Annotated in this window: 18 protein-coding genes; 12 read left to right on the top strand and 6 right to left on the bottom strand. The window is 67.9% G+C overall.

Annotated features, from left to right (window positions below; translation table 11 throughout):
- Positions 1–3: 3 nt before the first annotated feature.
- The 10 genes from GGQ97_RS06090 to nadA all read left to right on the top strand — a co-directional run bounded on the left by GGQ97_RS06090 (position 4) and on the right by nadA (position 6,788).
- A complete protein-coding gene (locus tag GGQ97_RS06090) occupies positions 4–459 on the top strand; it encodes an AAC(3)-I family aminoglycoside N-acetyltransferase (RefSeq protein ID WP_168068112.1) in 456 nt (151 codons plus the stop codon).
- 95 nt (positions 460–554) lie between these two features.
- Positions 555–1,088, top strand: coding sequence for a fasciclin domain-containing protein (locus GGQ97_RS06085; protein ID WP_168068111.1), 534 nt, complete (start codon positions 555–557; stop codon positions 1,086–1,088).
- Between the two features lie 123 nt (positions 1,089–1,211).
- Positions 1,212–1,538 (top strand): DUF1476 domain-containing protein, encoded by a 327-nt coding sequence (locus GGQ97_RS06080; RefSeq protein WP_168068110.1) that lies wholly within the window; start codon positions 1,212–1,214, stop codon positions 1,536–1,538.
- Positions 1,539–1,542: 4 nt separating this feature from the next.
- A complete protein-coding gene (locus GGQ97_RS06075; RefSeq protein WP_168068109.1) occupies positions 1,543–1,779 on the top strand; it encodes a BolA family protein in 237 nt (78 codons plus the stop codon).
- A gap of 5 nt (positions 1,780–1,784) precedes the next feature.
- Complete coding sequence (gene grxD, locus GGQ97_RS06070; protein WP_168068108.1) at positions 1,785–2,099, top strand: Grx4 family monothiol glutaredoxin; 315 nt, start codon at positions 1,785–1,787, stop codon at positions 2,097–2,099.
- A gap of 241 nt (positions 2,100–2,340) precedes the next feature.
- Complete coding sequence (locus tag GGQ97_RS06065) at positions 2,341–3,609, top strand: glycosyltransferase (protein ID WP_168068107.1); 1,269 nt, start codon at positions 2,341–2,343, stop codon at positions 3,607–3,609.
- 73 nt (positions 3,610–3,682) lie between these two features.
- Positions 3,683–4,183, top strand: a complete 501-nt coding sequence (locus GGQ97_RS06060; RefSeq protein ID WP_168068106.1) for a hypothetical protein — start codon at positions 3,683–3,685, stop codon at positions 4,181–4,183.
- Positions 4,184–4,220: 37 nt separating this feature from the next.
- Complete coding sequence (locus GGQ97_RS06055; protein WP_342448459.1) at positions 4,221–5,054, top strand: MBL fold metallo-hydrolase; 834 nt, start codon at positions 4,221–4,223, stop codon at positions 5,052–5,054.
- The gene (locus tag GGQ97_RS06050; protein ID WP_168068105.1) at positions 5,042–5,743 is read left to right on the top strand and encodes a DUF4230 domain-containing protein; all 702 of its coding nucleotides are present in this window, start codon (positions 5,042–5,044) and stop codon (positions 5,741–5,743) included. Before GGQ97_RS06055 ends, GGQ97_RS06050 begins: the two co-directional genes overlap by 13 nt.
- A gap of 16 nt (positions 5,744–5,759) precedes the next feature.
- Complete coding sequence (gene nadA, locus GGQ97_RS06045; RefSeq protein ID WP_168068104.1) at positions 5,760–6,788, top strand: quinolinate synthase NadA; 1,029 nt, start codon at positions 5,760–5,762, stop codon at positions 6,786–6,788.
- Here nadA and GGQ97_RS06040 read toward each other — a convergent pair.
- The 3 genes from GGQ97_RS06040 to GGQ97_RS06030 form a co-directional block, all read right to left on the bottom strand.
- Positions 6,775–7,080 carry a hypothetical protein gene (locus tag GGQ97_RS06040; protein WP_168068103.1) on the bottom strand — a complete coding sequence of 102 codons (306 nt, stop codon included), beginning with the start codon at positions 7,078–7,080 and terminating at the stop codon, positions 6,775–6,777. The genes nadA and GGQ97_RS06040 overlap by 14 nt on opposite strands.
- A gap of 16 nt (positions 7,081–7,096) precedes the next feature.
- A complete protein-coding gene (locus GGQ97_RS06035; RefSeq protein WP_168068102.1) occupies positions 7,097–8,200 on the bottom strand; it encodes an alpha/beta fold hydrolase in 1,104 nt (367 codons plus the stop codon).
- A gap of 67 nt (positions 8,201–8,267) precedes the next feature.
- Positions 8,268–8,984: a sulfite exporter TauE/SafE family protein gene (locus GGQ97_RS06030; RefSeq protein WP_280740545.1), complete on the bottom strand. Its 717-nt coding sequence runs from the start codon at positions 8,982–8,984 to the stop codon at positions 8,268–8,270.
- Positions 8,985–9,246: 262 nt separating this feature from the next.
- Between GGQ97_RS06030 and GGQ97_RS06025 the strand changes: the two genes are divergently transcribed.
- Positions 9,247–9,537 carry a UvrB/UvrC motif-containing protein gene (locus GGQ97_RS06025; RefSeq protein WP_168070772.1) on the top strand — a complete coding sequence of 97 codons (291 nt, stop codon included), beginning with the start codon at positions 9,247–9,249 and terminating at the stop codon, positions 9,535–9,537.
- Entirely contained in the window at positions 9,534–9,785 is a 252-nt protein-coding gene (locus GGQ97_RS06020; protein WP_168068101.1) for a DUF3253 domain-containing protein, read from the top strand. Before GGQ97_RS06025 ends, GGQ97_RS06020 begins: the two co-directional genes overlap by 4 nt.
- Positions 9,786–9,857: 72 nt before the next feature.
- Here GGQ97_RS06020 and GGQ97_RS06015 read toward each other — a convergent pair whose 3' ends face one another.
- The 3 genes from GGQ97_RS06015 to GGQ97_RS06005 all read right to left on the bottom strand — a co-directional run bounded on the left by GGQ97_RS06015 (position 9,858) and on the right by GGQ97_RS06005 (position 12,551).
- Complete coding sequence (locus GGQ97_RS06015) at positions 9,858–10,904, bottom strand: methyltransferase domain-containing protein (protein WP_168068100.1); 1,047 nt, start codon at positions 10,902–10,904, stop codon at positions 9,858–9,860.
- A gap of 491 nt (positions 10,905–11,395) precedes the next feature.
- A complete protein-coding gene (arfB, locus tag GGQ97_RS06010; RefSeq protein ID WP_168068099.1) occupies positions 11,396–11,806 on the bottom strand; it encodes an alternative ribosome rescue aminoacyl-tRNA hydrolase ArfB in 411 nt (136 codons plus the stop codon).
- Positions 11,796–12,551, bottom strand: a complete 756-nt coding sequence (locus GGQ97_RS06005) for an RluA family pseudouridine synthase (protein WP_168068098.1) — start codon at positions 12,549–12,551, stop codon at positions 11,796–11,798. The genes arfB and GGQ97_RS06005 overlap by 11 nt, the downstream gene beginning before the upstream one ends.
- Between the last annotated feature and the right edge of the window lie 180 nt (positions 12,552–12,731).

The raw sequence follows: 12,731 nt of genomic DNA, 5'->3' as shown, positions 1-12,731 counted from the left end.
GCGGTGGAGATCGTTCGCCTCGGCTCCGGCGACATCGCCCGCTTCCGGGCGATGAATCTCCTCTTCTCCGCCGCCTTCGAGGATCGCGATAGCTACGAAGGCGCGCCGCCTCCCGACGATTACGTCCGCGAGCGGCTGGCCGACCCGCGCTTCATCGCGCTGGTCGCGGTCGACGGTGAGGCGATGCTGGGCGCGCTCGCCGCCTATGAACTGCCCAAGTTCGAGCAGGCCCGAAGCGAGCTCTACATCTACGATCTGGCGGTGGACGAAGCGCACCGCCGCCGCGGGATCGCCTCCGCGCTGATCGCCGCGCTGCAGGACCATGCTGCGGCGATCGGCGCCTGGATGATCTTCGTCCAAGCCGATCCGCCCGACGAGCCCGCCGTCGCCCTCTACCGCAAGCTGGGAAGCGAGGAGCGCGTGCTGCACTTCGACATCGCCCCTGCCCCCGCCCGCTAGGACCAAAGGCCATCTGAAAGCGCGGGTATCGACACACCACTTGTGGGGTCCGGCAGCGTTGCCGGAGTGACAACAACTGGAGCTCGCACCCCCCCATGCGCACACCGACCTTCTTCGCCGCCCTTGCCGGCCTGACCCTCGCCGCCACCCCGGCCGCGGCTCTCGATCATCATTCCACGATGCCTGGAAAGACGGTTGTCGAAGTCGCCGTCGGCAATCCGGACTTCTCGACCCTGGTCGCCGCGGTCAAGGCCGCCGACCTCGCCACCACGCTGTCGGGCAAGGGCCCCTTCACCGTGTTCGCCCCGACCAACGCTGCCTTCGCCAAGCTTCCGGCCGGCACCGTCGAGACGCTGGTCCAGCCCGCCAACAAGGCGACGCTGACTTCGATCCTCACCTATCACGTGGTGGCCGGCCGGGTGAACGCCGCCCAGCTGACCAAGCTGATCAAGGACGGCGGCGGCACTGCCACCCTCACCACCGTCCAGGGCGGCACGCTCAAGGCCTCGCTGATGGGCAGCCGCATCATGCTGACCGACGCCAAGGGCGGCATGTCCCATGTCGTCACCGCCAACATCAACGCGTCGAACGGCGTGATCCACGCCATCGACACGGTGGTGATGCCGTAAGCCTCTCTCTGCCGGCAGAGCGGGGTTTGCCTCGCCCTGCCGGCCCCTTCCTGCCGCGGCGCCGCATTGCCACTCGCTACGCCCGCGCCTATCTCCCGGCTGAACCTTTCAGTGGGAGCGGACATGACCACCTTCGACGATCGCGAACGGGCCTTTGAAACCAAGTTCGCGCATGACGAGGAGATGAAGTTCCGGGTCATCGCTCGGCGCAACAAGCTCCTCGGTCACTGGGCCGCCGGGCTGATGAAGCTGTCGGCGGTCGAAGCCGAAGCCTATGCCAAGGACGTCGTTCGCGCCGACTTCGAGGAAGCGGGCGACGAGGACGTCATCCGCAAGATCCTCGGCGACCTCACCGCCGCCGACATCGAAATGGACGAAGCCCAGATCCGCCAGCAGCTCGCCGACAAGACCGTCGAAGCGCGCCGCCAGCTGATGGAAGCGCAGGGCTGATCCCATGCCCATGGCCGCCGAAGACATCGAAACGCTGATCCGCGCCGCCCTCCCCGACGCCCGGATCGAGATCACCGACCTGCGCGGCGACGGCGACCATTATGCCGCCACCGTCACCAGCGCGGCCTTTGCCGGCCTGCCGCGGGTCCGCCAGCATCAACTCGTCTACCGCGCGCTGGGTGGCCGGATGGGGGGCGAACTCCACGCCCTTCAGCTGACCACCGCCGCCCCTCAGGAGTAACAAGCATGAGCAACGCTCACGATCGCATCGACACCCTGGTCAAGAGCAACGACGTCGTGCTCTTCATGAAGGGCACCGCCCTGTTCCCGCAGTGCGGCTTCTCCAGCCGCGCGATCGCCATCCTCGATCACCTCGGCACGCCGTACGAAACCGTCGACGTGCTCCAGGACCAGGAAATCCGCCAGGGCATCAAGGAATATAGCGACTGGCCGACCATCCCCCAGCTCTACGTCAAGGGTGAGTTCGTCGGCGGATCGGACATCATGATGGAGATGTTCGAAAGCGGCGAGCTGAAGACGATGGTTGCAGCCGACGCCTGACCGCCCGCGCGGTGCTACAAAACAAGAAGGGGCGGCGAAGCGGGACCAGAAACCGCTTTGCCGCCCCTCTGTTTGGCGTGGAACCAAAGTGGACAGCTCTACTGATGCAGTGCCCGTGCCAGTTTAGGCAGAGTAGCGGATTTCCGCCAATTCTCTTTCTTGATTGTCGGGCGCGCCACGCCCGAGTGTCAAGCTTTCCGACAGCCAACAGGGCTCTTGGCACTTTAAGTCGGTCGGTGCATTGGCTGGCATCGTGAACGCCGACTTCCTGCCCCCTGCCGCCGACAAGGCGTTGCTGCTGTGTGACCTGACGCAAAGCTGGTCGGCGGTCGGCGGCGGGGTCGGGACCTACCTTCGCGCCAAGCGCGCGCACATCATCGCCAACACGCCCCACACGCACCTGATGATCCTGCCCGGATCGTCGGACGCGATCGAGGAAAGCGACGGCGGCCGCGCGATCACCGTCTGGCTGAAAAGCCCGAGCGTGCCGTTCAGCCCGAATTACCGGCTGCTCCTGCGCAACGGCGCGGTCCGCAAGGCGCTTGCCCGCTACCGGCCCGACGTGATCGAATGCCAGGACGCCTACAATTTGCCGTGGGCCGCGATCCGCCATCGCCGCGATCACCCGGGCACCGCGCTGGTCGCCGGCTATATGACCGACTTTCCCAACGTCTATGTCGAACGGCCCGTCTCCAAGGCCGTCGGAAGCGCGATCGGGTCGCGGGTCGGCAAGCTGTGCTACGATTATTGCGGCAAGCTCTATCGCCAGTTCGACTGCGTCTACGCCTTGTCCGAAGCCGGCGGCGGCCACCTGCTGCGCGCGCTCGGGGTGGAGGACGTCCAGATCCTGCCGCTCGGCGTCGACCTCGCCGATTTCGGCCCTGACCGCCGCGATCCCGAATTGCGCCGCTCGCTCGGGCTGTCCGACGACCAGCCACTGCTGATCTATGTCGGGCGGATGGACATCGAAAAGCGTCCCGACATCATCGTCGAGGCGTTCCGCACCCTTCCCGAAAGCCTCGGCGCGAAGATCGTCCTGCTCGGCCAGGGCCCGCAGAAGGACGAGTTCGAGGCGCTTGGCGATCCGCGGATCATCACGCCGGGCTTCGTCACCGACCGTCCGACCCTTGCCCGCTATCTCGCCAGCGCCGACCTCTACGTCTCGGCCATGCCCAACGAGACGTTCGGCGTGTCGGTGATCGAGGCCCAGGCCTCGGGCCTGCCGGTGGTCGGCGTCAATGGCGGCGCCATGCCCGAACGCGTGCTTCCCGGCATGGGCCTGCTCGGCCCGATCGCCAACGTGCGGGCGATGGCCGCCAACATCCAGGCGGTGCTGGCGTCCGATCATCGCGCGATGGGGGAACGCGGCCGGGCCTACGTGTCGGGTGAATATAGCTGGCCGCACAGCATGGAGAAGCTGTTCGGGACGATCATCCCGCACGCGCTTGCCCGCGCTGCGACCCGCCGCCTGCCCGGCGTCGTCCCTGCCGGATCGTTGGTCGAAGCCTGAACGCCCGTTCACCCTGCGTTTAGCCGGGGCGTGATGATCGTTATGGCGACGCAACCAACCAGGGGGATTGCCCATGCTCGCTACCTTGATCCTCGCCGCCGCCCAGGCCGCCGCGCCCGTTCCGCCGCCGCCGCCCGCCGCCAGCCCCGGCCAGCAGGTCGTCATCCGCGAAATCGTCGTCCACCGCGATGGTGACGCCAAGGCGGCGCCTCCCAAGGGCAAGGAGGAGCGCCGCGAGATCATGATCATCCGCAGCGGCGATCGTGCGGCGGCCGGCAAGGATAGCGAACGCCGCGAGGTCCGCATCCTCCGCGAACCCGGCGCGCCCGGCACAAGGATTGCCATGCTGTCCTGCGACGACGGGGCCAAGGTTGACAGCGAGGCGACCGAGAAGGATGGCAAAAAGACCCGCGTGACGATCTGCGCCAAGGGCAGCAGCAACGTTTCGAGGACCCAGCAACTACGCGACGCGGCCAAGCGGATCGCGGCCGACCCCGATCTGTCGGAGGAGACCCGGACCCGTATCACCCTCGCCATCAACGAGGCGATCGCCAGGCTCCCCGTCAACGAGTGAGTTGCCGCCCCGGCGCTGCTCTGTCATCGCCGGTCCGGTGACCCACGTGCCCGGCATCCTCACTCCCCTTGGGGACGGCCTCGCCCGCCTGCTCGCGCCCAATCCCTCGCCCTTCACCGGCGAGGGGACGTGGGTGCACCTGATCGGCACCGACCGCCTCGCCATCCTCGATCCCGGTCCGGCCGACCCGGCGCACCTCGACGCGCTGGTCGCTGCCATTGACGGGCGGCCGGTCGACGCGATCCTCGTCACCCACACCCACCGCGACCACAGCCCCGCCGCCCTGCCCTTGTCGCAGCGCCTCGGCGCCCCGGTCTGGGGCTGCGCGCCGCTGGTGATCCCGGGCAGCCAGGAAGCGGGCTTCGACACCAGCTACGCTCCCGACCGCATCCTTGCCGATGGCGAAACGGTGAAGGCTGGCGGCGCGACGCTCGAAACCGTCCACACCCCTGGCCACACCTCCAACCACCTGTGCTTCGCCTGGGGCCACCGATTGTTCAGCGGCGACCATGTGATGGGCTGGTCGACCACCGTGGTCATCCCGCCCGACGGCCACATGGGGTCGTACATGGCCAGCCTGCAGAAGCTGCAGCGCCGGTCTGAGACGCTCTACCACCCCGCCCATGGCGAGCCGGTCGAGGACCCCCAGCGCCTCCTGCGCGGAATGCTCACCCACCGCGTCCAGCGCGAGCGCCAGTTGCTGCGCCTTCTGGAGGAAGCCCCCGCCCCGCTCGCCGGGCTGACGCAGCGCGCCTATCCTGCGCTCGACCCCCGCCTGCGCCCCGCCGCCGAAGCCACCGCGCTCGCCCATCTCATCACCCTGGAGGAGCGCGGGGCCGTTACCTGCGTTGGCGGCACATGGAAGGTCTGAAACGCTACTGGCCGCTGCTGCTGATCGCCCTCGGGCTGATCGGCGGCATAATGTGGTGGCAAGACAAGCGTGCCGAGGAGCGCCGGGTCGAGGAGCAACTGGCGCAGGCCCAGGGCATCGTCCGGGTCCTGTCCGCCACCTTCTCGAACAAGGCCGCGCTCAAGGTCGGGGAGATCAACGGCACGCTCGACGTCACCGTGGTCGATCCCGGCGCGGTGCCGATCCTCCGCTCCTCGCAAAAGGCGACGGTTCCCTACAGCGTTGGCTACACGCTGAACCTGTCCGACGTCGGCGCCGACGACTATCGGTGGGAGCCGGCCGCCCGAACGCTCACCATCCGCGTGCCGACCGTCACCGCGGAAGCCCCCAACGTTGACGAAGCCAACCGCGCCGTCGCCGGCACCAGCGGGATTTTCGTCACCCGCGGCGCCTCGGCCAATCTCGCCCGCCGCGCGTCGCAGCTCGCCACCGCCAAGGCCGGGGAGGTCGCGGCCGAGCCCGCCAATCTCGCCAAGGCCCAGCAGAATGCCGAAAAGGTCGTCGCCGACCTCGCTCGGACCCCGCTCGAAGCCGCCGGCCTCGGCCCGATCACCGTCCGGGTCATCACCCCTGCCGCCGGCGTCCGCGACGGCGAACGCTGGGACGTCAGCCGCTCGATCGAGCAGGTGCTGGCGGATCGCCCGCGCTGAGCCTATCTGGAGCCCCATGACCGCACCCCTCCGCCCGCCCGCCGGTACCGACCTCCTCGCCGAGATCCAGCGCCTCAAGCAGGAGCGGAACGCCGTCATCCTGGCGCATTACTACCAGAAGCCCGAGCTTCAGGACCTGGCGGACTTCGTTGGCGACAGCCTCGACCTCAGCCGCAAGGCCGCCGCCACCGACGCCGACGTCATCGCCTTTTGCGGCGTTCGCTTCATGGCCGAAACCGCCAAGATCCTCAGTCCCGAGAAGACCGTGATCCTGCCCGACATGGACGCCGGCTGCAGCCTCGAGGACAGTTGCCCGCCCGACCAGTTCGCCGCCTTTCGCGCCGCGCACCCGGACCATATCGCGCTGACCTACATCAACTGCTCGGCGGCGGTGAAGGCGCAGAGCGACATCATCGTCACCTCATCCAGCGCCGACGCGATCCTCGCCCAGATACCCAAGGACCAGAAGATCATCTTCGGCCCCGACCGCCACCTCGGCGGCTATCTCGCGCGCAAGACCGGGCGCGAGATGCTGCTGTGGCCAGGCATCTGCATCGTCCACCAGGCGTTTTCCGAAACCGAGCTGCTGAAGCTCAAGGCGCAATATCCGGATGCGCCGGTCGCCGCGCACCCCGAATGCCCGCCGCACATCATCGACCACAGCGACCATGTCGGCAGCACCCGCTCGATCCTCGACTTCGCCATCGCCTCGCCGGCAAAGGTGATCCTGGTCGCGACCGAGCCGCACATCATCCACCAGATGGAAAAAGCCGCCCCGAACAAGACCTTCATCGGGGTCCCGGGCGGCGACGGCAACTGCAACTGCAACATGTGCCCCTACATGGCGCTCAACACGCTGGAGAAGCTCTACGTCGCACTGCGCGACCTCGAGCCGCGGATCGAGCTCGAGCCCGAACTGATGGACCGCGCCCGCGTGCCGCTCGAACGGATGCTCGACATGGCCGGTCGCACCGTCGGGCAGGGCGATGTCGGTCGCCCGATCATCGCCCCCCGCGCGGGCGGCGAACCGATCAGCGGCGATTGACGCCCAGCCGGCCGACGCCCTCGACCGTGGTCGCGCGCCTGGTCCGGCGGTCGTAGGCGCACAGCTTCACGTCGATCACGTTGCCGCGGTTATAGCCCTCGACGATCCTGAGCTCGACCGGCACCCGGTCGGAAAAGCTCGCCTTGTCGGCGATGATCTTGGCCTGCTTGAGCCCCGACGCGGCGACACATGCCCGCGTCACCTGCCGGTCCATCTGCGCCCAGGCCGCCGGCGTCGATGCCGCCGCGCCGCCCGCCATCATCACCAGCATTCCCATCACGATCAGTCGCATAGCCTGTCTCCCCGGTTCAGAAACGCCCACAATCGCTTGGTGCACGGGCACCGGCAAAACGTTGATCAATCCACGCCAGCGTCGCCGCCGCGCTTTGCTTGGCGGTGGTCGCATGATCCTTGCCCGGCAGGTCGATCCAGCGCACCCGCACCCGGTTGGTGCACATCCGCCGCGCGAACTCCCGCGTCACCGCCGGCGCGACCAGCGGATCGCCCTGGGTCTGCGCAAACAGCACCGGCACCTGGCTGACCGGGCTGGTGCTGTTGGCCGCGACGTAGCCACTCCACGGCGGGGTCCGCCCGAGGTCGGTCTTCGCCAGGTCCTGCCGCAACGCCAATATCCCCAGCAGCGCGCCAAGCTTGGGCGTCGAATCGACGCTTACGCAATTGCGCGCCATCCGCTGGATGATTCCCGGCGTCCGCGCCCGCCCCAGCCGCAGCGGCACCTGGTAATATTTGCTCCAGCTGTCGGTCGCGAGCGCGGTCAGGAAGGCCCGCGCGCTGGCATCGCTGGCCTGACGCAGGTTGGCGGCAAGGTCGGTCGGCGGCGCGCCCGCTGCGACTCCGACCAGCCGAAGCCCGGCGCCGTCGACGCCCTGCAATTGGCCGGTCCACAAGGCGGCATGGCCGCCCTGGCTTTCGCCCCACACCGCATAGCTGCTGCCCGCCGCGGCGCCGGCAATGCCCTGCGCCGCCCGCACCGCGTCGAGGACCGAGCGAGCGGTCACGGTGCCGACCAGATAAGGATGCGGCCCGGGATTGCCGAGACCGGGATAATCGGGCGCCACCACAACATAGCCGTTGCGAACCGCGTCCAGCGCAGGCGTCAGCTCGAAGAAACGCGGGCTGGCCGACGGCGCGCATTGTTCGGCGGTGCCCCACGTCCCGTGGGTCCAGGCGATGACCTTGCGGGGATTGCGCGGGATTGCCTCGCGCGGGGCGACCACCATTCCGGTCAGCTCGCGCTGCACCCCGCGATCGTCGCGGCTGAGATAGCGGATCTTCCACGCCTGCATGCCGGCCGGCGCATTCACTACCGGCTCCGCCGCTACGAGAGTGGTGCGCTGCGCCGCTGCCGGAGCCGCCACCGCCAAACCGATCATCAGTGCAAGTGCGCGCATCAGCCGACTCCATGATCCAAGGTCTGACCAAGGCACTCCGAAACGGCGTACGGTGCAACCCCCTCCCTTAGCCGTAGGCCCGCACGAAGAAGACCGCCGTGGTCGCGCCCGTCACCGCCAGCGTCCACCACCGCACCGCCCGCGCCGACAGCCGCTTGCCGAGCTTGGCGCCCAGCCACCCGCCGGCGATCGATCCCGCCAGCATCGGCACGCACGCCCACCACCACACCATCGCGAAGCCGATGAACACCAGCGCCGCGGCGAGGTTGGCGACCGCCAGCATTGCCGTGCGGATCGCGAACAGTTCGCGCGGCTGGATATTCGCGAGCAGCCCGTAGAGCGCGGTGGTGATCAGCCCCACCCCGCCGCCGAAATAGCCGCCATAGACCCCAAGCATCGCCTGCGCGCTCAACAGCGTCGGCCGCCCGATCGTCACGCGCCGGTGCAGCCAGTCGGCGGCGCCCTTGCCAAGCGCCATCACGACGAAGGCGAACAGCAGCAACCACGGGATGATCACGTCGAACGTCTCGCTCGGCGTGACGACCAGCAGGATGCTTCCGACCAGCCCGAAGACAAAGGTCAGCGCCGCGAGGACCAGGACCGAAATCCCCGCCACCGGCCCCAGTTCCCGGCGAAAAGCCCAAGCACTCGTCGCCGCACCCGGCAGCAAGGCGACGTTGCTGGTCGCGTTGGCGATATTGGCCGGCAGCCCCAGCGCGATCAGCGCCGGCAGCGTCGCGAAGGTGCCACCGCCCGCCAGCGCATTCATCGCGCCGCCGACCAGCCCGGCGGCGAAGGCAAGGAAGAAGGGGAAAAGGTCGCTCAGGAGATCACTTCAGCATGTCGCCAGGACATGCCGAATACCGCGCTGCAGGGGATCGTCGAGGGTCACCGGATCACCGATAGCGGAGCAAGGGCATGGTTGCGAGTTGGGGGAAGGGATGTCCGCTGGACGTGCCGGAGCCGATAAGCCGAAAAAGCACCAAATGCCTCAGACGCGCAGGCGACGTCGGCATCCCGAAGGCCCGCTGCAGCGTTATGGCGGGATGCCGGATACGATCGAGAATCTTCACGCGAGGATGGAACGGGCCGCGCTCGCACTCGATTTCGAGGAAGCGAAGCGCTGTCGCGACCAGATCGCGATGCTGCGTGGCGGGGCAACCCCGGACGAGGCGGAACAGGCCGATTTCGCTGGGCTCGAGCGGCAGGAGCCCGGCGCCATGGGACTGGGCACAAGCCAACAACGGCTCACTCCTCCGCCCGGCTGGAAGCGACCGGCCAAACCCGATCCGCTGACCAGCGGGCGCTCGTCAAAAGGCCAGCGACGCCGGCCATGACCGCCGACGCGCGCCAGACGACGCTGGCGCTGCTCGCCTCCCGCTTGCCCGGAAAAACGATCTGCCCGAGCGAGGTGGCGCGCGCGCTGGCGCCGATGGCCGACTGGCGCGAGGCCATGCCGGCGGTTCATTCGGCGGTCGATCGCCTTCTCGAGGAAGGAAGAATCCAATTAAGCTGGAAAGGACTGCAGCTCAGATCGCGCGCCGGGCCGTATCGAATCCGTATCACAAGCCCGCGACCGGACTGACAGGGCGTGAGAGAGTTCAGCGGATCAGACGCTCCTGCTGGGCCTCCGCGATGGATGAAAATCGGGCCGACCTCAACAACAGCTGGTTGCTGCCACGCCCGATACTCCCTCATCGTCGAACGGTAGTGACGTCCCGCATCCGGCGAATACGCCGTAGTGCGTCGCGAAGTCTCCGAAGAAGTCGAAGTGCGGGGCGAAGCGGGTGTCCGCCAGCATCTTCCAGCTATTGCCGCACACGGGAAACGCCCGGCCAGCCTCGATGTGATGGTGCTTGTCGAGGGTGAAGCCACGCTCGGCGCCGGGGATGGTGCCGCGGTACCTGACTGCTTGGCCGTAATCCTCGCACTGCGGTTCCAGCCCGTCGAGCTTGAACAGCCGGTAGGTCGCCGAGAAGAAGCGGTGGCCGGCGACCTTCTCGGCGACGCTTCGATCCCCGATCCCCAGTGGCCGGTCCGTCACCAGACGCGGGTCGGCGAACCCCGCCGCTTTTGCCAGCGCGTCGAAGTCGCCCCAGTACAGCGCTCCGGCAAGGCATTCGCCGTGCAGTACCGGGTCGGCAAGCAACGCCGGCGCGACCCGGCGGTCGGCATAGACGTCCGAGAAGTAAAGCTCGCCGCCGGGCTTCAGCAGCCGGTGGGCAGCGCGAAACACGGAAGCCTTGTCGGCAACCAGATTGATCACGCAATTGGACACGATCACGTCGAAGGACGCTTCAGCAAGGTCGAGTTCGTCGAGCCGCTCGATGTCTCCGTGGAGGAAGCGCGTGTTGGCGAAGCCGAAGCGATCGGCGTGCCATGCCTGGTGACGCTCGGCGACCTCCAGCTGCTCGGGCGTGGCATCGACGCCGGTGACGCACCCGCGCGGACCAACCATCTGCGACAGGAGATAGGCGTCCTGCCCCGATCCCGACCCCAGATCGAGCACCGCGCATCCTTCGATCGCATCCGGGACGACCAGCCCGCACCCATAATAGCGGGCGCGCACCTCCTCGTGCACGTTGGCGAGTGCCGTGCGGACGGCTGGCGGCGGGGCGTCCGTGGTGCAGCAGGCGTCGGTCCTGAGATCGGCCGAGCCGGTCAGCACCTGCCCATAGTAGTTGCGACTGTTCTCGAGATTCATGGGGTCAGTCCGTTCGAGGGTCCGCTTTGTCTGGATGGCGGACGTTCCTCGACGCCCGCTTACCGAGGTTACCAGCCTTCTCTTCGCGCCCCAATAAGCAATCACATTACGTCACGTGACCGCAGCCGAGGTTGGCTACCAAAGGTGACGCGCGTTGAGCGCCAGTGGGACAATCCACAGATTTGATGCGCAGTCTGTTCTTGTTTCGTTCTCATCGGACTATGCAGGCGCGATGTCCACCAAGCATATCCGAACGACGGCCGACCTTTCTCGCTTCGGAGCAGCGCTCAAGGTCGACTGCGCCGACTGCGGAGCGTCACGGACGATCGAAGGACACGCGCTGGTAGAACTGGCTGGCCTGTGTGACCTGCGTCACCTCGCAGCCCGGTTGCGGTGTGCCCGCTGTGGCGGGAAAGCGGCCCGGGCTGCGATCTTGCCGCCCCTGTGACGTGACAATGCCGTGGCACTCATCCTGGGGGACATCGTTCGATTCAGTCCAGGCTGACCCGCCCTCGCATCGCCTTGACCGCGCCGCGCCCTTTCTTGGTGTCGACCCGCTTCGCCTTGGCCGAGCGACTCGGCTTGGTCGGACGGCGGCGGGCGTCGCGATGATGAGCCTCGGCGAGCAGTTCGCGCAGGCGGCGACGGGCTTCCTCGCGATTGGCTTCCTGGCTGCGGTGGGTGCGCGCGGTGATGATCAACTCGCCGCCCTGCGTCAGCTTGCTCCCGGCCAGCAGCTTCAGTTTCTCATAAGCGTGGAGCGGCAGTCCCAGCGCGAACACGTCGCAGCGCAACTGGCAGGCGGTCGCGACCTTGTTGACGTTCTGTCCGCCCGGCCCGGTGCTGGCGAGAAACGTCTCGCTCAGCGCGTCCTCGGGAAGGTGGACGTCGTCAGGCTTCATCGCCGGCCGAAGGCTCCGCGGGCGTCATCCCGGCGGCGCCTGTCTCGAGCTCTGTCGAAGGCGGCGCGACTTCCTCCACCGGCACGACGGCTTGCGGCACCAGGTCCGCCCACTCACCCCAATGGTCGGGCAGCGGCGCGGTGACGTCGATCGGCGGCTTGCCTCCGCGCGGCACCACCAGCCGGCTGGCGTGCAGCAGCATCGGCCCGCCCGGCGTGCCATAGACACGGTCGCCGACGATCCCCGCCCCCAGCCCCTCGCGGGCGTGGACCCGGATCTGGTGGGTGCGTCCGGTCAGCGGCCGGAACTCGACCAGCGTGCGGCCGTCCCGCTCGGCGATCTTGCGCCAGCGGGTCACCGCCCGCTGCCCCTTGGAATCGCCGATCATCTTCCAACCGGCCTCGGCCGAGCTCTTCTTGGCAAGCGGCAGGTCGATCTCGCCCTCGTCCGCGTCGAGCGTGCCGGCCAGCAGCGCGAGATAGGTCTTCTCGACCGCGCCGGCTTCGAACGCCTGCTGGATCTTGGCCCGCGCCGCAGGATGGCGGGCGAACACCAGGCAGCCCGACGTATCCTGGTCGAGCCGGTGCATCGCCGTCGGGAACCGCTTGAAGCCGAACCGCAGCTCGTCGAGCCGCCGCTCAATGCTGTCCCCGCCGCGCTTGGGCGTATCGACGGGGAGGCCGGCCGGCTTGTCGAGAACGAACGCCTCGCCGTCGATGAACAGGATGTAGGAACTGAGCAGCATGGCCCCTCCCTAGAGCAGCTTCGCCGCTTCCGCATCCCCACCCGGAAGCCAGACTTTCGCGACCGTCGCTGTTGCCGCCCCGTCGAGCAGTGATGCAACGGCGCAACGATTCCGCGGTAATCCCCTCGTTTATGCCATGTTAACCTTTTCAGGCGACACCCCGAATGGTTAACACACGCT

It is taken from the genome of Sphingomonas kaistensis (genome assembly GCF_011927725.1).
GTDB lineage: Bacteria > Pseudomonadota > Alphaproteobacteria > Sphingomonadales > Sphingomonadaceae > Sphingomicrobium > Sphingomicrobium kaistense.
This window is presented reverse-complemented; position numbering and strand designations above follow the sequence as displayed.